The sequence below is a fragment of the Xanthobacter sp. DMC47 genome (genome assembly GCF_056313845.1).
In genome coordinates this window covers 106,147-127,849 of record NZ_JBQUZM010000007.1, presented here as the reverse complement: position 1 = coordinate 127,849, position 21,703 = coordinate 106,147, and the positions used below count along the sequence as shown (strand labels likewise).

The window sequence follows — 21,703 nt, the reverse complement described above, 5'->3', positions numbered from 1 at the left end:
CATGCTGATCGCCCAGCTCACCGACACCCACATCCGCCGTCCCGGCACGCTGGCCTACGGGGTCGTGGACACCGCGACCTACCTGGAGGCGGCGGTGGCGCATATCCTTGCGCTCGATCCGAAGCCCGACGCGGTGATCGTCACCGGCGACCTGACCGATTTCGACGACCCGGAGGAATTCGCCCGCTTCCGCGCCATCGTCGCGCCCCTCGGCCTGCCGCTGTTTCCCGTTCCCGGCAATCACGACAGCTCCGCCGGGTTGCTGGCCGCCTTTCCGGAGATTGCCGCGCGCTGCGCGGGCGGACGGGTGAACTATGTGGTGGAGGACTTTCCGCTCCGGCTGGTGATGCTCGATTCCACCGTCTACGGCCGACCTCACGGCACCTTGGGCGACGCGGGGCTCGCCTTTCTGGGTGAGGCTCTGGCGGCGGCGCCCGACAGGCCGGCGCTGGTGTGTGCCCACCACCCGCCGTTCCTCACCGGCATCCGCCACATGGACGTGCAGAACCTGTTCGATGCCGCGGCGCTGGAGGTGGTGCTGCGGCGGCATCCGCAGGTCGTGGGCTTCACCTGCGGCCATGTGCACCGGGCGGTGACGACCAGTTTCGCCGGCATCGCCGCCACCATCGCCCCGGCGCCCGCCCATTCGGTCAGCCTCGCGCTGGACCCGGACGCGCCGCCCACCTTCCACATGGAGCCGCCGAGCCTGTCGCTGCACCTGTTCGCGGAGGGGCGGCTCGTGACCCACCGCAGCTTCATCGGCAGCTTTTCCGGCCCGCATCCTTTCTTCGGGCCGGACGGCAAGGCCATCGGCACGCCCGCCTGAGGCTCAAAAACAAAAAGCCCCGGACGAGCCGGGGCTTTTCAGATGGGGAGAGATGGGGTCAGCCGCCAGCCACCGGCAGCGGGATCGGCGCCGGGCCGGCCGCGGTGCTGCGCGAGGCGGTGTGCTTCGCAACCCGATCCGCATAGGGCAGCTCCAGCCGCTCCCACACGTCGGACAAAGCGGTCGCCAGATGGGCGATCAGCGCGTCGTCATGGAACGGGGTGGGGGTGATGCGCAGACGCTCCGTGCCGCGCGGCACGGTGGGGTAGTTGATGGGCTGGATGTAGATGCCGTACTCGGCGAGCATCAGGTCGCTCGCCATCTTGCAGGCCTTGGCGTCGCCCACCATCACCGGGACGATGTGGGTGGGCGTCTCCATCTGCGGCAGGCCGGCGGCGGCGAGGGCCGCCTTGACCTTGGCGACCTGGGTGCGCTGGCCGATGCGCTCTGCCTGCGACGTCTTCAGGTGGCGCACCGAGGCGGTGGCCGCCGCGGCGACGGCCGGCGGCAGCGCAGTGGTGAAGATGAAGCCCGGCGCGTAGGAGCGCACGGCATCGATGATGAGGCGCTTGCCGGTGATGTAGCCGCCGACCACGCCGAATGCCTTGCCCAGCGTGCCCTCGATCACGTCCACCCGGTGCATCACGCCGTCCCGCTCGGCGACGCCGCCGCCGCGCTCGCCATACATGCCGACCGCGTGAACCTCGTCGAGGTAGGTCATGGCACCGTAGCGCTCGGCGAGGTCGCAGATCGCGCCGATGGGGGCGATGTCGCCGTCCATGGAATAGACGCTCTCGAACACCACCAGCTTGGGCCGGTCGCCCGCCGCCTTCAGCAGCTCTTCGAGATGGTCGAGGTCGTTGTGGCGGAAGATGGCCTTCTGCCGGCCGCCGTGGCGGACGCCCTCGATCATGGAATTGTGGTTCAGCTCGTCCGAGATCACCACGCAGTCGGGGATCAGCTTGACGATGGTGGAGATGCCGGTGGCGTTGGAGATGTAGCCCGAGGTGAAGACGAGGCCCGATTCCTTGCCGTGCAGGTCGGCCAGCTCGCGCTCCAGCATCACGATCTCATGGCTGTTGCCCGAGATGTTGCGGGTGCCGCCCGCGCCGGCGCCGCGCGCCTTGGCCGCCTCGCACATGGCGGCGACCACGTCGGGATGGCTGCCCATGCCGAGATAGTCGTTGGAGCACCACACCACGATGTCGCGCGGACCGCCCGGCGAATGCCACACCGCCCGCGGGAAGCGCGAAGCGTCCCGCTCGATCTCGGCGAAGGTGCGATAGCGGCGCTCCTTGCGCAGGGCGTCGATGGCGTCGGCAAAGAAATGGTCGTAGGTCATTCCGAACCCTGCGGCGGCAGACGGGATCGCGGGTGGATCCTCATTGTTCTAAGATTATGCAGCAACCTTGCTCCTTGTATTGATACCAATCAAGGGCAGAGCGCGACGCGCGGCGATCCGGCGCAACCCCGTGCTGGAACTGCACAAATGCCGCACCGCAACAGGTCGCGCGGAAGCAAGGTGGGGCAACGGCCTTCCGTGCAGCTTGCGTGAAAATGGCGGCTTCCGGCGGATCGCGCCGCGACCTGTGCGATCTCGTCAGACCTGCCCTGCGCGCCTGCACTGATCTTCATCAAATTGCCCCTTGCGAAGGCGGTACGAATCCCCTACATCCGCGTTGCCCAAATTCGCACGTGCCTGTGGTCGCGTGTCGGTCGGTAGGATCTCCGGACAAGAGGCCGGAAAGCTGCCAGGACGATCGACAAGCCGGAGGGAACCGGCCCACCCCGCTCCTCAATGCGGGGGACGTGACTTGAAGCAACGACGTAAGGGCTTTTTTGGTCTCGGTCGGCCCTCCAAAGGTCGGCGTTACTAAAGAGGCACTACATCTTGCCGGCCGTGCGGAGCGGGACTCTCCCTCTCCAATCGTGCGCAGTCGTCCTCGCTCCTGCTTTGCCTTGCGGCCAAGCGGGCGGTTCTGCTGCCGTTCGGTCCGATGATGCGGCCGGGTAAAGCCCCGGCGAAGCGGGTACGGCCCGCAGACGTTCGGCGTGTCCACATCGCCGGGCGAATGCGAGTGCGTGCCCCGGGCTCTCCCAGAAGGAGCGTCCGTCCTGTCGTCGCGCAGTTCCCTGCGCTTCACTGGCTTCAGGTCACGGGGAGGTATCCATGACCGATCGCATCCGCGAATTCCTGCGTACCCGGCGAGAGGATGGCCCCTGCGTGGTGGTGGACCTCGACGTGGTCCGTACCAACTATCTCTCGTTCGCCCGCGCGCTGCCGGACACCCGCGTGTTCTATGCCGTGAAGGCGAACCCCGATGCCGCCATCCTGCAGGCGCTGGAGGAGCTCGGCTCCTCGTTCGATTGCGCCTCCACCGGCGAGATCGACATGGTGCTCGCCACCGGCGCGGGCGCCGACCGCATCTCCTTCGGCAACACCATCAAGAAGGAGCGCGACATCGAGCGCGCCTTCAAGCTGGGCGTGCGCCTGTTCGCCGTCGATTCCTATGAGGAAGTCGAGAAGATCGCCCGCGTCGCCCCCGGCGCCAAGGTGTTCTGCCGCATCCTCTGCGACGGTGCCGGCGCCGAATGGCCGCTGTCGCGCAAGTTCGGCTGCGAGCCGGAGATGGCGGCGGACGTGCTGGAGCACGCCCATCGCCTCGGCCTCGCCGCCTATGGCGTGTCCTTCCACGTGGGCTCGCAGCAGAAGAACGTGCACGCCTGGGACGGCGCGCTCGCCTCTGCCGCCGCGATCTTCCGTGCCTGCGCCGAGCGGGGCATCTCGCTGTCCATGGTCAACCTGGGCGGCGGCTTCCCCACCCGCTACCTGCAGGACGTGCCGGGCGCCATCTCTTATGGCGAGGCGATCTTCGCCTCCCTGCGCCGCCACTTCGGCAACGCCATCCCGGAGACCATCATGGAGCCGGGCCGCGGCATGGTGGGCAATGCCGGCCTGATCGAGACCGAGGTCGTCCTCATCTCGAAGAAGTCCGAGCAGGACGCCATGCGCTGGGTCTATCTCGACATCGGCAAGTTCGGCGGTCTCGCCGAGACGATGGACGAGGCGATCCGCTACCCGCTGCGCACCCCGCGCGACGGCGACGACACCGCCCCCTGCGTGCTCGCCGGCCCGACCTGCGACTCCGCCGACGTGATGTATGAGAAGACCCCGGTCGAGCTGCCGCTTTCGCTCTCCATCGGCGACAAGATCATCATCGAGGCGTGCGGCGCCTACACCACCACCTATTCGGCGGTGGCGTTCAACGGCTTCCCGCCGCTGAAGTCCTACGTGATCTGAGGGCGGCCTCAAGCCGCCTGACGGTCCAAGCCAGCGCGGCGCTTGAGCGAAGCCGTGCAAAACCGCCCGCGCGGCGCCCGAGCGTATTCCGCGACCCGGCCGCAAAAGGTCCCCCGGCATCGGCTTCTGCCGTCCGGGGCGTGAGGAGGGGATGTATCCCCTCGTCTTCCGCACCCGTCCTGTAGGCATTTCGCCTGGCTGCAATGCAGCCGGGACGGGCTTCTTCACCTCTCACGTTGGCGCAGGAGTTGCCGATGACCGAGATCGTGCTTGAATCCGTGGAAGATGTGGCCCCCCGCGAGGCCCTGCTCGACCTGTGCATGGGCGAGGGGCGCAAGGCCAAGTCGTCCGAGCGTCTGCGCGAGGGCCGCCTGCCGGCGGAGGGCCTCGCCTTCTCCGCCCACGGCCCGGACGGCCGTCTGGCCGGCACCGTGCGGCTGTGGAACGTGACGGCGGGCCCCGCCCGCCCGGCGCTGCTGCTCGGCCCGCTCGCGGTCCATCCCTGGTTCCGCGCCCGCGGGCTCGGCGGCGACATGATGCGCGCGTCCATCGAGGCGGCGCGGGCCAAGGGCCACGGCGCCATCGTGCTGGTGGGTGACGCGGCCTATTATGAGCGCTTCGGCTTCTCCGCGGAGAAGACCGGGGAGCTGTGGATGCCCGGCGCCTACGACCGCAACCGCCTGCTGGCGCTGGAGCTGAAGGCTGGCGCGCTGGATGGCGCCCGCGGCCTCATCAGCCCCACCGGCGCCCGCATCGCCCTGCCCTCGCTGGAAGAGCTGCTGGCACCGGCGCTGCTGAAGACCGCCTGATCCGATCACGCGACGACACATGAAAATCCCCGGCTCGATCCGTCGAGCCGGGGATTTTTGTTTCGGGTCCGGGATCAGGTCAGCCCTTCCGAGGCCGCTTCGGCTTCGGAGCGGCGAGGCGGTGCGCCGCCTGGAGCGCCGAGGCCAGCGTCGCCTCGTCCACCACGGTGAGGTCGCAGCGGGTCGCGCCCATCCGTCCCCAGCCGCCCGGAACCGGCGCGAAGGCCTCGGGCACCTGCTCGCAATAGAAATCCCGCAGGTCGGGATCGAACATCAGATTGAGGTCGAGGCCGCTCGGCCCCAGCGTCGCGAAGATCTTGCGCGGCGTGCGGAACGCCTTGCGGTCGACGTGCGGCTCCTCGCTCGCCTCGGGCAGAGCGAGGGCCATCTCCCGGACACGGGCGGCATCGACAGCCATGGAAGGCCTCCTTCTAGAGAGGAGGCCTCCGCCGGCCTCACCGCACGATGATGTTCTTGAACTGCCACGGATCCTCGAGGTCGAGATCCTCGGGGAACAGCTTCTGCCGGCCGGTCAGGGGCGTCCAGTCGGTATAGGTGCCGATCACCGGGCCGAGATAGGGCGTCTGCACTTCGAGGCAGCGGCGGAAGTCCATCTCGTCGGCCTCGACGATGCCCGCCTCGGGATTCTCCAGCGCCCACACCATGCCGGCCAGCACGGCGGAGGTCACCTGCATGCCCGTGGCGTTCTGGTAGGGGGCAAGCTCGCGTGTCTCCTCGATGGAGAGCTGGGAGCCGAACCAGTAGGCGTTCTTCGCATGGCCGTAGAGCAGCACGCCCAGTTCGTCGATGCCGTCCACGATCTCGTGCTCGTCGAGGATCTTCCAGCTCTCCTGGAAGTGCCCGCCGTTGCCGAACATCTCGTGCAGCGACAGCACCGCGTCGTTGCAGGGGTGGTAGGCGTAGTGGCAGGTCGGGCGGTAGACCACCTGATCGCCGTCGCGCACCGTGAGGTAGTCGGCGATGGAGATGGCCTCGTTGTGGGTGACGAGGAAGCCGTACTGGGCCTGCGGGGTCGGCGTCCACGAGCGCACGCGGGTGGCGGCGCCGGGGGAGAGCAGGTAGATGGCCGCGCCGCAGCCCGCCTCGTGGGTACGGCCGTCCGGCGGCAGGCTCTTCTCGTGGGTGCCCCAGCCCAGCTCGGCCGGCTGCAGGCCCTCGGAGACGAAGCCCTCCACCGACCAGGTGTTCCAGAACTGGCCCATGATCTTGGGTTCGCGGGCACGCTGGGTGTCGCGCTCGGCGATGTGGATGCCCTTCACCCCCACTGCGCGGGCGAACTGCGCCCATTCCTCGCGGGTGGTCGGCTCGGGCCGGTCGAGGCCGGTGTCGTGGGCGACGTTGAGCAGCGCCTGCTTCACGAACCAGGACACCATGCCCGGATTGGCGCCGCAGGTGGACACCGCGGTGGTGCCGCCGGGATTGCGGCGGCGGGCGGCGAGCAGGCTCTCGCGCAGCGCATAATTGGTGCGCGCCGCGGTGGGCATGTCCTCGTCGAAATAGAAGCCCTTCCAGGGTTCCACCACGGTGTCGATGTAGAGCGCGCCGATCTCGCGGCACAGCTCCATCACGGCCACCGAGGACACGTCCACCGAGAGGTTCACGCAGAAGCCCTGGCCGCCGCCGTTGGTCAGCAGCGGTGTGAGCAGGTCGCGGTAGTTCTCGGCGGTGACTTCGGACTGGACGAAACGGATGCCCCGGGAATCGAGCAGCTTGCGGTGGTCCGCCACCGGATCGATCACCACCATGCGCTCGCGGTCGAAATCGAAATGGCGCTCGATAAGCGGCAGGCAGCCCCTGCCGATGGAGCCAAATCCGATCATCACGATGGGGCCGTCGATCTTTGCGTGGACCGGCCAGTCGCTCATGGTGAAACACTCCTCGGGCGTAGCGGCGCCGGTTCATCGGGGCGCCGCGAAGGTCACAGGACGCGCGAAACCGGGGCAACCCGTGGACTCGCGCGGCGTGGAGACGATGCCGCGCACGGGCGCGGGGCGGAAACGCCGCCGCGCAGAGTCGCGGCGAGCGGGTCAAGGCCGCGCGGAAGCGCAGGCGCGCGCACCATGGGAAAAGCGCGGCCCGGCGTCAACCGGAGAGCTTGAGCAAAGCCGGCAAACCAAGCAGCGGCGCGGGTGCGGCGGGTTTGGATCAGCGCCGGGTTTCGACCTTCACCGGCATCGCGTCCACGTGGAACAGGGCCGGAAACAGCCGCGTCCACAGCGCCACCACGAGGAGCGTTCCGACGCCCCCCACCACTCCTGCGCCCACCGTGCCGATGAGCGCGGCGACCATGCCGGATTCGAATTCCCCGAGCTGGTTGGAGGTGCCGACGAACAGGGAATTCACCGCGCTGACCCGCCCGCGCATCTCGTCCGGGGTGGAGAGCTGCACGAGGGAGGAGCGGATGACGACGCTCACATTGTCCGCAGCGCCCAGCACGAACAGCGCGCCCAGCGACAAAAGGAAGCTGGAGGAGAGGGCGAACACCACCGTCGCTACGCCGAACATCGCCACGGCGGCGAACATGACGTGTCCCACCTGCCGCGTGGGCGGCCGGCGCACCAGCACGATGGACATGAGCACCGCCCCCACCGCCGGCGCGGCGCGCAGGGCGCCGAGGCCCTGCGTTCCCACCTGCAGGATCTCGGCCGCATAGATGGGCAGCAGCGCGGTGACGCCGCCGAGCAGCACCGCGAACAGGTCGAGGGAGATGGAGCCCAGCACCACCGGGCTGCGGCGGATGAAGGCGAGCCCGGAGAGCAGGGTCTCCAGGGTCATCGCGTTGCGCGGCCCCGGCGCATGCACATGGCGGATGAAGGCCATGGCAGCCGCAGCCACGGCGTAGCAGGCCGCCGCCAGCGTCAGCGGCACGGCGGGCCCGAAGATATAGGCGAAGCCGCCCACGGCGGGGCCGGCGATGGTCGCCATCTGCATGGCGGAGGAGGCCACCGCCAGCGCGCGCGGCAGCACCTCGCCGGGAACGAGGCGGGGCAGCAGCGCCGCCATGGTGGGAGCCTCGAACGCGCGGCTCGCCCCGATGGTGACGACGGCAGCATAGATCGGCAGGAGGCCGGCATGGCCGGAGCCCTCCGCGAGGGCCAGCGCGCCGACCGTGAGCGCCGACACCGTCTGGCAGGCGAGCACGATGCGCCGGCGGTCGAAGGTATCGGCCACATGACCCACCAGCAGTGTCAGGCACAGGATGGGCAGGAACTGCGCCAGCCCCACGAGGCCGAGGGCGGCGGCGCTGCCGGTAAGGCTGTAGACCAGCCAGCCCACCACCACCCCCAGCATCTGGAAGGCAAGTGCCGAGGAGACGCGACTGATCCAGAACAGGACGAAGGCGGGATGATCCCGCAGCCGCTGCGGCACGGCGGGCGCGGCAATGGTCACGACGGCGGCAAGGGTCGGAGCGGGGCAGTCACGGGGCAGATCCGTGTGGGAGGTCCGCGGGGCTGGGTCCGGGAAAAGGACCCTGCCCGAGTACCGTTACAGGCAGGGGTTGGCAACTCCTGCCCCAGCGTCCGCTCACGAACCGTTCAACCGCTTGCCGTTCAATCGCTCGCCAGAATGTGGTTCTGGACGATGGGATAGACCTGACCCGCCCATTTGCGGCCCGAGAACACGCCGTAATGGCCGACGCCGGCCTGCATGTGGTGGCGCTTCTTGTGCGGCCGAAGCGCCGAGCAGATGTCCTGTGCCGCCATGGTCTGGCCGATGGAGCAGATATCGTCCCGCTCGCCTTCCACCGTCAGCAGCGACGTCTTGCGGATGGCGCGAAAATCGATGGGCCGGCCGCGGTAGGTCAATTCGCCCTTGGGCAGACGGTATTCCTGGAACACGTAGCGCACGGTCTCCAGGTAGAACTCGGCGGCCAGATCCAGCACGGCGAAATATTCGTCGTAGAAGGCCTTGGTGGTCTCGGCCTTCTCCTCGTCGCCCTCCGCGAGGGAGTTGTAGAGGTCGAGATGCGCCTTGATGTGCCGCGTGAGGTTCATGTTCACGAAGGCGGTAAGCTGGAGAAAGCCGGGATAGACCCGCCGCCCCGAGCCGGCAAAACCCTTGGGCACCGTCGAGATCAGGTTCTTCTCGAACCACGAAATAGGCTTCGAGGTGGCGAGCTCGTTCACCTTGGTGGGGTTGATGCGGCAGTCGATGGGCCCGGCCATCAGCGTCATCGAGGCCGGCACCGCCGGGTTCTTCTCCTGCGCCATCACCGCCGCGGCGACGAGGGACTGCACGCAGGGCTGGCACACCGCCACAAGATGGGCGCCCGGCCCCATGATCTCCAGGAAGCGGATGACGTGCTCGACATAATCGTCGAAGCCGAACGGACCGGCCGAAAGGGGCACCTCGCGGGCATTGTGCCAGTCCGTGATGTAGACGTCATGGTCCGGCAGCATCGTCTTCACGGTATTGACGAGCAGCGTCGCGAAATGGCCGGAGAGGGGCGCCACCACGAGGACGCGCGGCTGGGCGATGTCCACGTCCTTCTTGAACCGCAGCAGGGTGCCGAAGGGCAGGACGGCGGTGTTTTCCTCCGTCACCAGCACTTCGCGATTGCCGACTTCAACCGTTTTGATGCCGAAGGACGGTCGGCCATGGGTGAGGCCGGCCCGCTCGATCAATTCGCAGGCGGCCGCGATCTGCCGGAAGCCAAGATGGCCGTAGCCGTTGACGAGGGGGCCGTTGAGGGTCTGCCGCGCGAGGCTGGCGAAGAACCTCATCGGGCTCATGAGGTCGGCCTGGGCCTGATAGGCGGAGTACATCATGGCAGCGTGCGCCGGACCGTCCGGCACCGCGGTGCCAGAGGAGTGAACCTGGAAGAAGTCTGCAGCATGATGCCGAAAGGTCCTTCTGCTCCGCGTCCCCCACGCCCGGCCCCCGACGGCCGGCGGAAGCATTAAGTAGTTGTCGCAGGCCCAGCTTTCCGCTTTGCAGCAAGCCTGAACAGATGTACCTGTTAAGTTGATATTGGAGCTATGCGTGGTGCATTGCAACACGCATCCTTAGCAGTAGGGCCGACGGCCGAGCGACCGCGCCGGATGCCCGATCAAAATCGAAGCCGCCGGCTGCGCCAAAAACAAACAAAGGCGGAAGGGTCGAGGGGAACGGTCAGGTCAGGGATCGCAAATCCGAGGCACGGGACAGGCATGGCGACGCTCACCATCTCCAGCAAGAACTACTCCTCCTGGTCCATGCGCGGCTGGCTGCTGTGCAAGATGGCCGGCCTCTCCTTCGAGGAGGAGCGGGTGCCCACCGACGATCCCGACGCCAAGGCGGAGCTGCTGCTGCTGTCGCCCTCCTTCCTCGTCCCGCGCCTGGTGCACGAGGACGTGACGGTGTGGGACACGCTGGCCATCGCCTCCTTCCTCAACGAAGTCTTCCCCGAGGCCGGTCTGCTGCCCGCCGACCGCGCGGTGCGCGCCCATTGCCTCTCCATCTCGGGAGAGATGCACTCGGGCTTCGCCAACATGCGCTCGGCGCTGCCGATGAACATCAAGGCGCACTATCCCGGCTTCAAGGTGTGGGCCGGCGCGCAGGCGGACATCGAGCGCATCACCGCCATATGGCGCGGCTGCCTCACCGCCCACGGCGGACCGTTCCTGATGGGCGCGGCGCCGACGCTGGCAGATGCCATGTATGCGCCGGTCTGCTCCCGCTTCACCACCTACGACGTGAAGCTCGATCCGGAATCCGAGGCCTATCGCGCCCGCATCATGGAGCTGCCGCTGGTCCGGGAGTGGATCGACGGCGCGTTCTCCGAGCCGGAAGAACTGGAAGAGCTGGACGCCGAATTCTGATCCGGCCGGACCCATTCGGGTGATTGAAACGGCGGCCGCCGCCGTCTCCTCCATCAATCCGGGGCTGATCGCCGCGGGCTTCGCCGTGCTCGTGCTGGCGGGCATGGTGAAGGGCGTCATCGGCATGGGGTTGCCCACGGTCGGGATCGGGCTGCTGAGCGTGTTTCTCGCCCCGCCCGATGCGGCGGCGCTGCTCATCCTCCCGGCCACGGTGACCAATTTCTGGCAGTATTTCACTGGGCCGAACATCCTGCCCATCGCCCGGCGCTTCTTCTGGATGATGGTGATGGTGGTGGCGGGCACGCTCGTCGGGGGCCTGCTCCTGGGCGGCCTCGCCTCGCCCGCGGCGCAGCCGGTGCTGGGGGCGACGCTGCTGGCCTACGCGGCGCTGGGCCTGTCCTCGGTGCAGCTGAAGGTGCCGGTGCGCCACGAACCCTGGCTATCCCCGGTGATGGGCTTCCTCACCGGTCTCGTCACCGGCACCACCGGCGTCTCGGTGATGCCCTCGGCGCCCTATCTGCAGTCCCTGGGACTGGCGCGGGACGATCTGGTGCAGGCCCTCGGCCTCACCTTCATCGTCTCCACCACGGCCCTCGCGGTGGTGCTGTTCCATCCGGGAGACGGCGGCGGGGCATTGGCCGATCCCGCCACCGCGCTCGCCTCGGCGGCCGCGTTGCTGCCCGCCTTCATCGGCATGCAGCTCGGCGCCATGGTGCGCCGGGCGGCCTCCCCGCAGATGTTCCGGCGCATCTTCTTTTCCGGGCTCGGCCTGCTCGGCACCTACATGCTGGTGCGCGGCCTCATCTGATCCGGCCGCCCCTCACTCGGAGAGGCGGTGGATGTCGTGGATGACGATGCCGATGGAATCGTCCGGCTTCCTCAGCCATTCCTTGCGGCGCAGGGTCTTCACCGTGTCCTCGTAGCCGGTCTGCCAATGCTCGCGCATGGAGGTCTGCGAGAACTCGTAGTCCTTGGATTCCCGCTCGTAGGTCTTTTCCTGATAGATCAGGTGGCAGATGTTGACCGGGCCGGAGCTGGAATAATCGTCGATGAGGGCGATGTCCTCCTCGGTGCGCAGCTGCTCGGGAATGCGCTGGAGCGCGTCGTAGAGCTTGGAGCGCAGGTCCTGCACGCGGCGGAAGACGTCCGTGGTGTAGCGGGTGCGGCTCGAATAGGCGACGTCCTTCTGCCGCTCGGACACGTCGAACATGTCGCGCGGCAGCTGCCCGCGGGCGCTGAACAGATCCACCTGGAACACCAGCGCGCTCGGATGGTCCGGCTGGTCGAGCAGGAATTGCAGCGGGGTGTTGGAGACGACGCCGCCGTCCCAGTAGAACTCGCCGTCGATCTTCACGGCCGGGAAGCCGGGCGGCAGCGCGCCGGAGGCCATGATGTGCTCGGGAGCGATCTTGTGCTCCTGATTGTCGAAATAGATGAAATTACCGGTGCGCACATTCACCGCGCCCACGGAGAAGCGCTTCTCGCGGGAATTGATGCGGTCGAAATCGACGAGCCGCAGCAGCGTGTCGCGCAGGGGCGAGGTGTCATAGAAGGAGGTCGCGCCCGGCGCCCCCGACGGCAGCATCCAGGGATTGGGGAAGCGCGGCCTGAAGAAGCCGGGCTGGCCCTGAAGGATCGTGCGGGTAGCGCTCAGTTGGTTGCGCCACTGGCGGTAGATGTCGCCTTCGAGGTTGAACGGCAGGATCCGCTGGGAGGTGATGGTCTCCCAGAAGTCCCTGAGCTTGGTCACCCGGTCCTGCGGGGCATTGCCGGCGATGATGGCCGAGTTGATGGCGCCGATGGACACGCCGGAGATCCAGTTGGGATCGCACCCCACCTCCGACAGCGCCTCGTAGACGCCGGCCTGGTAGGCACCGAGCGCTCCGCCGCCCTGAAACACCAGCGCAACGCGCTTGTATTCGTCGATGATGTCACACAGCTCGCTGGAGCGCTGGTTGGCAGCCTCGGTCATCGGCCTTCATCCCCTTGAAATTGTTTCCCCCGACCCGGCGGCGCCCGGAGCGCCGCCGGAATGATCAGGTCAGGCGCCTTCCTTCATATAATCGTAGACCACCTGGCCGAGGCCGAGCGTCAGGTCCGCCTTGATGTGCACGGCGGAGAGGACCTCCAGCACCGGCAGGGCCGCGACGTTGCATAGCGCGTGGGGGAACAGGCCGAGCGCGCCGGGCCCGACCCAGCATTCCTTGAGCGTGACGTCCTCGAGATAGTAGCGGACCAGCTCGCAGATGCGCGGGGTCGCGTCCACGTCCGGGATGATCTTGAGCAGGAAGCTCGGGGTCAGGAGGGAAGCAAGCACCTTCTCCTTGTCGCCGGCCTTCCACTTGTAGCCCATGGAGCCGGAGGCGCAGAGCACGCTGCCGTAGTGAAGGGTGCCGACCAGCGTGTCGGTCTCCACCTCGAGCTTGGGACGCGCGTACTTCTTGGGGAAGCCCCACAGCTCGCGGCCGCCGGCGATCGGCGATTCATCGTCCAGATACATGGAGTGGACGTAGCCGCCCTCCTGCCCGTTGAAGCGGACCGGGATAACCTGTCCGGTTTCGGTGTAGTCACCGAAGCCGGTGGAATCGGGCATGCGGATGAATTCGTACTTCACCACCGGCTCGGTGATCTCGAGCGGCTCGGGCACCACCTTGGCCAGGGCCTCCGGATCGGTCCGGTAGGTGATGATGAGATATTCGCGGTCAATGAAGCGATACGGGCCCGGCGGAAACGACGGGTTGGTGAGCGGCATCGAGTAGGCAGTGCGTCGAACGTCGGCGATCTTCATCGGCGGGTCTCTCGTGCGGCTGTCGCGTTTCGCACCTGCGAATGGACGGCCGTCAACGTAAAGCGGCGCGCCCGCGCTGAAAAGCCGCCCGGCCGCGCAATCCGCCTAACCGGCTAAGGACTTCGCTCCGATTCCCGCACGATTTGGCGCCGGAAGGACCGATGCGGTTCAGAAGACGAGCAGCCCGCCCTTGCCCTTGTCCGTGCCGAACGCAACCGCCCCGCCGGAGCCGTGCCAGGCCATGGCGGTCACGGGGTCGCTGTCGGGCGCGCGCAGCAGGATCTCCGCGCCGTCCGAGATGCGCACCATCATCACCATGCCGTCCTCATAGCCGATGGCGATGACCGGGTCCTTGGGGTGCGGCGCCACCACCGTCACCCGCGTGGTGGGCGAGGGTGCGAGCATCATGGGTTCCTTCCCCATGGGCCCGTCCTTGGCCTGGAACGGCCACAGGATGGCCTCGCCGGAGCCGGAGGTGGCCAGCCACTTGCCGTCGGCGGTGAAGGCGAAGGACTTCACCCGCGAGGGATAGCCGGACATGCGCATGTGCGCTCCGTCCACGACGCGCCAGCCGTGCAACGCCGGCTCCTGCATGGTGCTGACGAGGAAGCGGCCATCGGGCGAGAACACCACCCCGAGGTGCGAGCCCTTCCAGCCGTACACCTCCGGCTTGGCGCCCGCCGCATTGGGAAACCACAGCGTCACGCCGCCGTAATGCGCCACCGCGAGGCGCAGGCCCTTGGGGGCGAAGGCGAGCCCGCCCACCGTGGACGGCACCTCCAGCGACTTCGGCTCGCCCTTCTGCAGCAACACATGGGCGACCTTGCCGGCCGAATAGGCGATGGCCCCGTCCGGCCCCAGCGCCACCCGGTCGATCCAGCGACCCTTCTGCTGCGCCAGTTCGCGGGTGGTGCCGTCGGCGCGCGTCTCCATCACACGCCCGTCGTCACCACCGGTGACGAGCCGCCTGCCATCGGAAACCGCGGCGAGCACGCCGCCGTCGTGGACCGGAACCGGGACCGGCGTTGCCCCCTCCTCCAGCCCGATCAGAAACACCGCGCCGTCCGTGCCCACGAAGGCGGCCTTCGCATCGAGGAAGGCGAGGGCGACGATGCCGGCCTCGAAAGCGAGCGGCCGGACCTTGCTGGTAAGGCTGGACGGGGCGGAAACCATGGTGCTCTGATCCCGGTGATGGACGGGGCGTTCCTTAAGGCACCGATGCGCGCCGCTGGCAAGGTGGCCCTCCCCCTTGGCCTTCGCACGGCGCGGCCGCATAAGGGCGGCGCGCGCCATGTTCGACACCACCCTCCCCATCGACGCCGTGCTCGGCGACATCCGCTCGACGCTCGCGTCCAATCCCTGCGCCGTGCTGGTGGCCCCACCCGGTGCCGGCAAGACCACGCGTGTGCCCCTCGCCCTACTCGACGAACCCTGGGCCGTGGGCGGAAAAATCCTCGTGCTGGAGCCGCGCCGCCTGGCCGCCCGCGCCGCCGCGCGGCGCATGGCCCAGACCCTCGGCGAGGCCGTGGGCGGCACCGTGGGCTTCCGGACGCGGCTCGCCTCCGAGGTGTCGCGCCGGACCCGCATCGAAGTTGTCACGGAAGGCATCTTCACCCGCATGGTGCTGGACGACCCGGAACTTGCCGGGGTCGCCGCCGTGCTGTTCGACGAATTCCATGAGCGCAGCCTGGATGCCGATCTCGGCCTCGCCCTTGCCCTTGATTCCCAGCGCGGGCTCCGGGACGACCTTCGCCTCCTCGCCATGTCGGCAACGCTGGACGGCGCCCGTGTCGCCTCGCTGATGGGAGCGAGCGCGCCCGCCCCGGTGATCGAGAGCGAGGGGCGTGCCTTTCCGGTGGAGACGGCCTATCTCGGCCGCGATCCGCGCGCGCCCATCGACCGCCAGATGGCCGACGCCATCCGCCGCGCGCTGGACCGGGAAGAGGGCTCCATCCTCGCCTTCCTGCCCGGCGCCGCCGAGATCCGCCGCACCGAGACGCTGCTGCTGGAGCAGGTGCGCGACCCGAAGGTCGATATCGTCGCCCTGTTCGGTGCTCTCGATGCCGCCGAGCAGGACCGCGCCGTGCTGCCGGCACCGGCCGGACGGCGCAAGGTGGTGCTGGCCACCTCCATTGCCGAGACCTCGCTCACCATCGAGGGCGTGCGGGTGGTGGTGGACGGCGGTCTTGCCCGCGTGCCGCGCTTCGAGCCGGATGTGGGGCTGACGCGGCTCGAGACCGTCCGCGTCTCCCGCGCCGCCGCCGACCAGCGCCGGGGGCGCGCGGGCCGCACCGAGCCCGGGGTCTGCTATCGCCTGTGGAGCGAGGGCGAGACAGCGAGTCTCCCCGCCTTTGCCACGCCCGAAATCCTCGCTGCCGACCTCACCGGCCTCGTGCTCGACCTCGCCCGCGTGGGCGTGCGCGATCCCGCCGCCCTCCCCTTCCTCGATCCGCCCCCCGCGCCCGCCGTGACCGAGGCGAAGGCGCTGCTGCGCCTCCTCGGCGCGCTCGATGCCGACGAGGCGGTGACGCCGCTGGGCCGCCTCATAGCGCGCCTGCCCTTGCCCCCGCGGCTTGCCCACATGGTCGCCATCGGCGCGGCCCGGGGCGTGGGGCGGCTGGGGGCGGAGATCGCCGCGCTGCTGGTGGAGCGCGGGTTGGGCGGCGACAGCGTGGACCTGCTGGCGCGGCTCGACGGCTTCCGCCGCGACCGCTCCCGCCGCGCGGAGGACTCACGCCGCCTCGCAGCCCGTTGGGCGGAGATGGCGGGGCGGGAATCGGTGACGGAAAGATCGGACGGCCCGCTCCCCTCGCCGGCCGCCTTGCTGGCGCTCGCCTTTCCCGACCGGGTGGCCAAGGCCCGCGAGGCGCGGCCCGGCGAGACGCAAATCCGCTTCCTGATGGCCAACGGCCGGGGCGCGGTGCTGGAGGGCACCTCCCCGCTCGCACGCGCCCCGTTCCTTGCGGTGGCGGAAGCCTCCGGCCGCGCGGAAGGCGCCCGCATCACCCTCGCCGCCGCGCTCCCGGTCGAGGAGATGGAAGCGCTGTTCGCGGACGACATCACCTCCGGGCTGGAGATCGCCTTCGATCCGGCCGCCATGGCCGTGCGGGCGCGGGAGGTGCGGCGGCTCAGGGCGCTGGTGCTCGCGGCGCGGCCGCAACCGGTGCCCACGGACGGGGAAACCGCGCGCGCCCTCGCCCGCGGCATCGCCGTCGCCGGAATCGAGCGCCTACCTTTCTCGGCGGCCTCGCGGCAGTGGCGTGAACGGGTCATGTTCCTGCGCGCGACCGAGGGCGAACGCTGGCCCGACCTCTCCGATGCGGCACTGGCAGCATCGGCGGAGACGTGGCTCGCGCCCTTCCTCACCGGCCGCACGTCCCTCGCGGACATCAGCGGCGCGGACGTGGGCAATGCCCTGCACGCCCTGCTGCCCTATGAGCTCACGGCCCGGCTGGAGGCCGAGGCGCCCACCCATTTCACAGCCCCCACCGGCTCGCGCCTCGCCATCGACTATGGCGCCGAGGGCGGGCCGGCCGTGGAAGTGAGGGTTCAGGAGCTGTTCGGCCTCACCACCCATCCCGCCATCGCGGGCGGGCGGGTGCCTCTCACCCTCGCGCTGCTTTCGCCCGCGCACCGGCCGATCCAGGTGACGAAAGACCTGCCGCAATTCTGGCGCGGCTCCTGGCGCGACGTGCGGTCCGACATGCGCGGCCGGTATCCCAAGCACCCCTGGCCGGAAAACCCGGCCGAGGCGCCCCCCACCACCCGGGCCAAGCCGCGCGGGACGTGAGGGGTTTGCCGCGGCTCACTCCGTCGGAATCGCCCGCGGCCGACCCTCGCCGTCGATGGCGACGAAGGTGAAGACGGCCTCCGTCACCTTGGTCGACTGCTCGCTCTCGCGCGCCCGGCGCCAGGCCTCGACCTCGATGCGCAGCGAGGTGCGACCCACCCGCGCGATGTTGGCGAACAAGCTCACCTCGTCGCCCACCGCCACCGGGGAGAGAAAGCTCATCGCCTCCACCGCCACAGTGGCCGCGCGGCCACGCGAGCGCCGGGCAGCCACGTTTCCGGCGGCAAGGTCCATCTGCGACATCAGCCAGCCGCCGAAGATATCGCCGCTCGGATTGGTGTCCGCCGGCATGGCGATGGTGCGGATGACCGGAATCCCGTCCGGCATCTGCGACTCCTTGTCGTGCATCCCTACTCCCCGCACGCCTGAGGCGCGCTCACTCCAACGTTCCGCCGAAGCTGATAGCAAAATTTCGCCGCAGCGCAGCCAAATTTGATCCATCTCAGAGAATCGGGAGCGCAGGCGTGGTTTCTAGCACTTGTCCATGTCTTTTCGGGGCAGACAGGGCATGGATGACCGGCTCCGCCTTGCTGTGTGGGCGGAGCCGGTATCTCTTTCAGCCGAACCTTTTCACAAGGCCGGCGCATGATTCCGCCGGAACGAGGCTTCCTCGTTACCGGCGGTTTTCATTTGGGGCCGGCCGCATCGGAGGCCGCCATGGTCCAGATCCGTCCCGAAAGCCGCATCCGCCGCCGCGCCCTCGCCGCCACGGTGCTGGCCGGAGCGCTCGCCTCCGCGCTCGCCCCGATGGCGCAGGCCTGCACGCGCGCGGTCTATCTGGGCTCCGACGGCATCGTCATCACCGGCCGGTCCATGGACTGGATGGAGGACATGCGCACCAACCTGTGGGCCTTCCCGGCCGGCATGGCGCGCGATGGGGCGGCAGGAGCCAACACACCGAAATGGGTGTCGAAATACGGCAGCGTCGTCGCCTCGGGCTATGATGTGGGCTCGGCTGACGGCATGAACGAGAAGGGCCTCGTCGCCAACCTGCTCTACCTCGCCGAATCCGAATATGCGAAGCCCAACGGCAAGCCGGCCCTCTCCATCAGCGTCTGGGCGCAGTACGTGCTCGACAATTTCGCCACCGTCGCCGAGGCGGTCACGGCGCTCTCGGCCGAACCGTTCGTGGTGGTGACGGCGGATCTGCCCAACGGCTCCGGCGCCCAACTCCACCTCGCCATCTCCGATCCGTCCGGCGACAGCGCCATCTTCGAGTATCTCGGCGGCAAGCTGGTGGTGCACCACGGCCGGCAATACCAGGTGATGACCAACTCGCCGAGCTACGACCAGCAGCTCGCGCTGAACAGCTACTGGCAGGAGATCGGCGGCACCGTGTTCCTGCCCGGCACCAACCGCGCGGCAGACCGCTTCGCCCGCGCCAGCTTCTTCATCAAGGCCGTCCCCGCCAAGGCGGCGCCGGAAATCCTGTCCGCCGTTCCGGACAAGACCTACGCCAATCAGGCGGTGGCGAGCGTCGCCAGCGTGATGCGGTCGGTGAGCGTGCCGCTCGGCCTCTCGACGCCAGGCGAGCCGAACATCGCCTCCACCCTGTGGCGGACGGTGAGCGACCAGAAGGACAGGGTCTATTTCTTCGATTCCGCGACCAGCCCGAACACCTTCTGGGTGCCCCTCGCCGACCTCGACCTGAAGGTGGGCGCGCCGGTGAAGAAGCTCGATCTCACCGGCGGCAAGGTCTATGGCGGCAACGCGGCCGCGCGGTTCGTGCCGGCACAGCCCTTCACCTTCCTGTCCGTCAAGGTTGACTGACCGGCGCGCCCGGGCCTCCGGTCACTGAGGCGGCGGCGAGAAGGTGCTGGTGGAGGGCGGCGGAGCAAAACCGCCGCTCGACGGGGGCGGTGCGAACCCGCCGCCACTGGTGCCGCCGCCCGACGGGGGCGGGCCGAACACGTCCTTGGAGCCGGAAGACGAGCTGGAGGACGACGTGCTTGCGGGCGGCGCGCTCGCGGCGGCCGGTGCCGGGGCGGGCTGCGCGGCGGTCGCCGGAGGCTTCGGCTTCGGCCGCGAGGCGGACGGCTTGGGCCGCTCGCGCACCTCGGGCGTGCCCTGCGGGTCGAAGCCCACATAGATGATGTAGCGCTCCATCTCGTTCGGCTTCAGCAGCGGGAACGCGATCTGGTCCTCCACCACGGTGAAGGGCGCGTGGCCCGGATCGGCCGGAACATCGACGGCAACGGCGAAGAACTTGGTGGTGACGGTCTTGGGCGAGGGCCCCTCGTTCACCACGGCAATGCGAACGGGGACCTTCACCTGCCCGGGGCTGCCCTTTTCGCCCATCAGGACGCGGCCTTCGATGCCCACCTTCACCAGCATCATGCCGTTGGCGATGGTGCATTCGCGGGCGAGGCGGCCGATGGTGGCCTGGTAGCGCAACCCGCCGCCGGTGGTGACCTGCCAGCTCCCAGCACCGGTGCGCACGGTGAGCATGGGGCAATCATAGGACAATTGATCCGGACCGGCACCGACCACGAGCGAGCCGGAGGTGGCGCTGTTCACGACACCGGCAGAGGTGGCGCCCGGCGTCGCAATGGTGGTGCCGCCGGCGACGCCCGTGTCCTGCGCACCGAAGGAGCCATCGAGGCCTTCGCCGCCGGCGCAGCCGGCGAGGACGGCCGCCATGAGGCCGGGCAGCATCAGCCGCGCGACGGGCAGCCGGAGGAACGTGAGGCCGCGGACAGCCGGCGGAGACGACAGGGGTGCGGACACGCGCGTGGGCACCGTCACGGGCCCGTCGGTGGCCCGGATCTGCGCGACCGTCCGTGTTGCACCCGCCATATCGTCAACTCCATGGGCGCCCTGGATCGCGCGCTTATAGCAAAGGGAAGCCGGCATGAGGACTCCCCGCCCGCCCCTGCGGGTCCCCGGCGCCGGCTCCGTGAAAGTAAGGTTACCGGGCCCCGTCAGCCCCCGAGACCGACGGGCTTGCCCACCACCACCGTCAGCGCATCCTTTGCCGTGGCCAGACGGCCGGCGACGCGCTTGAGGTCGTCGAGGGTGACTGCAGCGATCAGCGCGTTGCGACGGTCGATGTAATCGATGCCGAGCTCGTCGAGCTGGATCTGCAGCAGCTGGCCGGCGACCTTGGACGAGGTGTCGAAGCGCAGGGCATAGCTGCCCATCAAATAGCTCTTCGCCTCCTCCAGCTCCTTGGCGGTCGGCCCGTCCTTCAGGATCTGGCCGAACTCGTGGGTGATGAGGGAGATGGATTCCGCCGCCCGCTCGTTCTTGGTGGCCGTGCCGGCGAACCAGAGGCCCACGTGGGAGAGCGCCACCTGATAGGAATAGACCGAATAGGCGAGCCCGCGCGCCTCGCGCACTTCCTTGAACAGGCGCGAGGAGAAAGCGCTGCCGCCGAGGATGTGATTGAGCACATAGGCCGGGATGAAGTCCGGATCGCGCCGCTCGAGACCACCGGTGCCCATCACCACCACCGACTGCGAGACGTCGAGGGGGATGACCTCCACCGTGCCGATCTTCTGCGGCGTCACATTAGCGACGGGAACGAGCGTCGCCTGGGCCGGAAGCTTGCCGAACACCTCGTCGAGCCGCTTGCCCAGCTCCTCCGCGCTGATGTCGCCCACCACGGCGACGCGCAGGTTCGAGCGGGCGAAGGTCTTGCCGATGAAGCCGGCGATGTCCTCGCGGGTCAGCTTGGCGACGCTATCCAGCGTGCCGTCCACCGGCCGGCCATAGGGATGGCCCGGGAATGCGAGCGCGAACCAGCGGTCGTTGGCGATGGCGTTGGGCTCGGTGGAGCGGCGGCGCAGCATGGCGAGCTGGGAGGCGCGGATGCGCTCCACCGCCTCACCATCGAAACGCGGCTCGTTCACGGCGAGGCGCAGCAGTTCGAAGGCCTTGTCGCGGTTTTCCGAGAGGGTGCGCAGGGACCCGCGCATCTCGTCGCGGCCAGCGTCGAAATGCAGTTCCACCGCATGATCGGCCAGCGCCCGCTGGAAGGCATCGGAATCGAGCGACCCAGCGCCCTCGTCCAGAAGCGAGGAAGCGAGGTTGGCGAGGCCGGCGTGATCGGGACCGTCCTGGGCGGCGCCGCCGAGGAACGCGAACTCGAAGGCGATGAGCGGGAGCGTGGTGTCGTGGACCAGCCAGGCCTTGATGCCGCCGGGGCTCGTCACCTCGGTGATGCGGCTCGACTGGGACTGCGCCGTATCAGCGGCGAGAAGGGAAAGGGCCATCGTAACCATCGCAAGAAAGAGCCGGGCGGCAGGGCGAAGGCCCGCGCCCGCGAAAAAGGCGCGCCGGCCCGAACGGGCCGGCGAACGGAACGC

The 21,703-nt window shown here is 68.8% G+C and carries 18 protein-coding genes; 7 read left to right on the top strand and 11 right to left on the bottom strand.

What is annotated here, in order from left to right; all coding sequences use genetic code 11:
- Position 1 precedes the first annotated feature (1 nt).
- On the top strand, positions 2–826 hold the full coding sequence (locus tag ACT54R_RS24145) for a phosphodiesterase (protein ID WP_476331186.1): 825 nt from the start codon (positions 2–4) through the stop codon (positions 824–826).
- 58 nt (positions 827–884) lie between these two features.
- Here ACT54R_RS24145 and hemA read toward each other — a convergent pair whose 3' ends face one another.
- Positions 885–2,168 (bottom strand): 5-aminolevulinate synthase, encoded by a 1,284-nt coding sequence (gene hemA, locus ACT54R_RS24140; RefSeq protein WP_476331183.1) that lies wholly within the window; start codon positions 2,166–2,168, stop codon positions 885–887.
- Positions 2,169–2,996: 828 nt separating this feature from the next.
- Between hemA and ACT54R_RS24135 the strand changes: the two genes are divergently transcribed.
- On the top strand, positions 2,997–4,127 hold the full coding sequence (locus ACT54R_RS24135; protein WP_168457174.1) for a type III PLP-dependent enzyme: 1,131 nt from the start codon (positions 2,997–2,999) through the stop codon (positions 4,125–4,127).
- A 254-nt stretch (positions 4,128–4,381) separates the two neighbouring features.
- Entirely contained in the window at positions 4,382–4,936 is a 555-nt protein-coding gene (locus ACT54R_RS24130) for a GNAT family N-acetyltransferase (RefSeq protein ID WP_476331179.1), read from the top strand.
- A gap of 79 nt (positions 4,937–5,015) precedes the next feature.
- On the opposite strand, the gene ACT54R_RS24125 is transcribed toward ACT54R_RS24130, so the two are convergent.
- From ACT54R_RS24125 to ACT54R_RS24110, 4 genes are all read right to left on the bottom strand, one after another.
- Positions 5,016–5,354 carry an MmcQ/YjbR family DNA-binding protein gene (locus ACT54R_RS24125; protein WP_476331176.1) on the bottom strand — a complete coding sequence of 113 codons (339 nt, stop codon included), beginning with the start codon at positions 5,352–5,354 and terminating at the stop codon, positions 5,016–5,018.
- Positions 5,355–5,391: 37 nt separating this feature from the next.
- Complete coding sequence (locus ACT54R_RS24120) at positions 5,392–6,822, bottom strand: homospermidine synthase (RefSeq protein WP_476331173.1); 1,431 nt, start codon at positions 6,820–6,822, stop codon at positions 5,392–5,394.
- Between the two features lie 280 nt (positions 6,823–7,102).
- Positions 7,103–8,341, bottom strand: coding sequence for an MFS transporter (locus ACT54R_RS24115; RefSeq protein ID WP_476331394.1), 1,239 nt, complete (start codon positions 8,339–8,341; stop codon positions 7,103–7,105).
- A 167-nt stretch (positions 8,342–8,508) separates the two neighbouring features.
- Positions 8,509–9,726 (bottom strand): polyhydroxyalkanoate depolymerase, encoded by a 1,218-nt coding sequence (locus ACT54R_RS24110; protein WP_476331170.1) that lies wholly within the window; start codon positions 9,724–9,726, stop codon positions 8,509–8,511.
- Positions 9,727–10,107: 381 nt separating this feature from the next.
- Between ACT54R_RS24110 and ACT54R_RS24105 the strand changes: the two genes are divergently transcribed.
- Positions 10,108–10,758, top strand: coding sequence for a glutathione S-transferase family protein (locus tag ACT54R_RS24105; RefSeq protein ID WP_168457170.1), 651 nt, complete (start codon positions 10,108–10,110; stop codon positions 10,756–10,758).
- 19 nt (positions 10,759–10,777) lie between these two features.
- Positions 10,778–11,566: a sulfite exporter TauE/SafE family protein gene (locus ACT54R_RS24100; RefSeq protein WP_476331167.1), complete on the top strand. Its 789-nt coding sequence runs from the start codon at positions 10,778–10,780 to the stop codon at positions 11,564–11,566.
- A 12-nt stretch (positions 11,567–11,578) separates the two neighbouring features.
- Here the strand turns inward: ACT54R_RS24100 and ACT54R_RS24095 are convergent, their stop codons facing one another.
- The 3 genes from ACT54R_RS24095 to ACT54R_RS24085 form a co-directional block, all read right to left on the bottom strand.
- Positions 11,579–12,730, bottom strand: coding sequence for a patatin-like phospholipase family protein (locus ACT54R_RS24095; protein ID WP_476331164.1), 1,152 nt, complete (start codon positions 12,728–12,730; stop codon positions 11,579–11,581).
- A 69-nt stretch (positions 12,731–12,799) separates the two neighbouring features.
- Positions 12,800–13,546, bottom strand: a complete 747-nt coding sequence (locus ACT54R_RS24090) for an acetoacetate decarboxylase (protein ID WP_168457168.1) — start codon at positions 13,544–13,546, stop codon at positions 12,800–12,802.
- Between the two features lie 168 nt (positions 13,547–13,714).
- Positions 13,715–14,719, bottom strand: coding sequence for a WD40 repeat domain-containing protein (locus ACT54R_RS24085; protein WP_476331161.1), 1,005 nt, complete (start codon positions 14,717–14,719; stop codon positions 13,715–13,717).
- 118 nt (positions 14,720–14,837) lie between these two features.
- On the opposite strand from ACT54R_RS24085, the gene hrpB reads away from it, so the two are divergent.
- Positions 14,838–17,336, top strand: coding sequence for an ATP-dependent helicase HrpB (gene hrpB / locus ACT54R_RS24080; protein ID WP_476331158.1), 2,499 nt, complete (start codon positions 14,838–14,840; stop codon positions 17,334–17,336).
- A 15-nt stretch (positions 17,337–17,351) separates the two neighbouring features.
- On the opposite strand, the gene ACT54R_RS24075 is transcribed toward hrpB, so the two are convergent.
- Positions 17,352–17,744 (bottom strand): acyl-CoA thioesterase, encoded by a 393-nt coding sequence (locus tag ACT54R_RS24075; RefSeq protein ID WP_168457165.1) that lies wholly within the window; start codon positions 17,742–17,744, stop codon positions 17,352–17,354.
- A gap of 309 nt (positions 17,745–18,053) precedes the next feature.
- Between ACT54R_RS24075 and ACT54R_RS24070 the strand changes: the two genes are divergently transcribed.
- Complete coding sequence (locus ACT54R_RS24070; protein ID WP_476331155.1) at positions 18,054–19,166, top strand: linear amide C-N hydrolase; 1,113 nt, start codon at positions 18,054–18,056, stop codon at positions 19,164–19,166.
- Positions 19,167–19,187: 21 nt separating this feature from the next.
- Here the strand turns inward: ACT54R_RS24070 and ACT54R_RS24065 are convergent, their stop codons facing one another.
- Both ACT54R_RS24065 and ACT54R_RS24060 read right to left on the bottom strand, forming a co-directional pair.
- Positions 19,188–20,192, bottom strand: a complete 1,005-nt coding sequence (locus tag ACT54R_RS24065) for a hypothetical protein (protein WP_476331152.1) — start codon at positions 20,190–20,192, stop codon at positions 19,188–19,190.
- Between the two features lie 125 nt (positions 20,193–20,317).
- Positions 20,318–21,610, bottom strand: coding sequence for a M16 family metallopeptidase (locus ACT54R_RS24060; protein WP_476331149.1), 1,293 nt, complete (start codon positions 21,608–21,610; stop codon positions 20,318–20,320).
- Positions 21,611–21,703 lie beyond the last annotated feature (93 nt).

What these genes read in the sequence shown, in the direction of transcription:
- ACT54R_RS24065 (WP_476331152.1), bottom strand. Translation starts at nt 20,192, where the DNA reads ATGGCGGGTGCAACACGGACGGTCGCGCAGATCCGGGCCACCGACGGG.
- ACT54R_RS24070 (WP_476331155.1), top strand. Translation starts at nt 18,054, where the DNA reads ATGGTCCAGATCCGTCCCGAAAGCCGCATCCGCCGCCGCGCCCTCGCC.
- ACT54R_RS24130 (WP_476331179.1), top strand. Translation starts at nt 4,382, where the DNA reads ATGACCGAGATCGTGCTTGAATCCGTGGAAGATGTGGCCCCCCGCGAG.
- ACT54R_RS24085 (WP_476331161.1), bottom strand. Translation starts at nt 14,719, where the DNA reads ATGGTTTCCGCCCCGTCCAGCCTTACCAGCAAGGTCCGGCCGCTCGCT.
- ACT54R_RS24095 (WP_476331164.1), bottom strand. Translation starts at nt 12,730, where the DNA reads ATGACCGAGGCTGCCAACCAGCGCTCCAGCGAGCTGTGTGACATCATC.
- ACT54R_RS24135 (WP_168457174.1), top strand. Translation starts at nt 2,997, where the DNA reads ATGACCGATCGCATCCGCGAATTCCTGCGTACCCGGCGAGAGGATGGC.
- ACT54R_RS24075 (WP_168457165.1), bottom strand. Translation starts at nt 17,744, where the DNA reads ATGCACGACAAGGAGTCGCAGATGCCGGACGGGATTCCGGTCATCCGC.
- ACT54R_RS24060 (WP_476331149.1), bottom strand. Translation starts at nt 21,610, where the DNA reads ATGGCCCTTTCCCTTCTCGCCGCTGATACGGCGCAGTCCCAGTCGAGC.
- ACT54R_RS24125 (WP_476331176.1), bottom strand. Translation starts at nt 5,354, where the DNA reads ATGGCTGTCGATGCCGCCCGTGTCCGGGAGATGGCCCTCGCTCTGCCC.
- ACT54R_RS24145 (WP_476331186.1), top strand. Translation starts at nt 2, where the DNA reads ATGCTGATCGCCCAGCTCACCGACACCCACATCCGCCGTCCCGGCACG.
- ACT54R_RS24090 (WP_168457168.1), bottom strand. Translation starts at nt 13,546, where the DNA reads ATGAAGATCGCCGACGTTCGACGCACTGCCTACTCGATGCCGCTCACC.
- ACT54R_RS24120 (WP_476331173.1), bottom strand. Translation starts at nt 6,822, where the DNA reads ATGAGCGACTGGCCGGTCCACGCAAAGATCGACGGCCCCATCGTGATG.
- hrpB (WP_476331158.1), top strand. Translation starts at nt 14,838, where the DNA reads ATGTTCGACACCACCCTCCCCATCGACGCCGTGCTCGGCGACATCCGC.
- hemA (WP_476331183.1), bottom strand. Translation starts at nt 2,168, where the DNA reads ATGACCTACGACCATTTCTTTGCCGACGCCATCGACGCCCTGCGCAAG.
- ACT54R_RS24105 (WP_168457170.1), top strand. Translation starts at nt 10,108, where the DNA reads ATGGCGACGCTCACCATCTCCAGCAAGAACTACTCCTCCTGGTCCATG.
- ACT54R_RS24110 (WP_476331170.1), bottom strand. Translation starts at nt 9,726, where the DNA reads ATGATGTACTCCGCCTATCAGGCCCAGGCCGACCTCATGAGCCCGATG.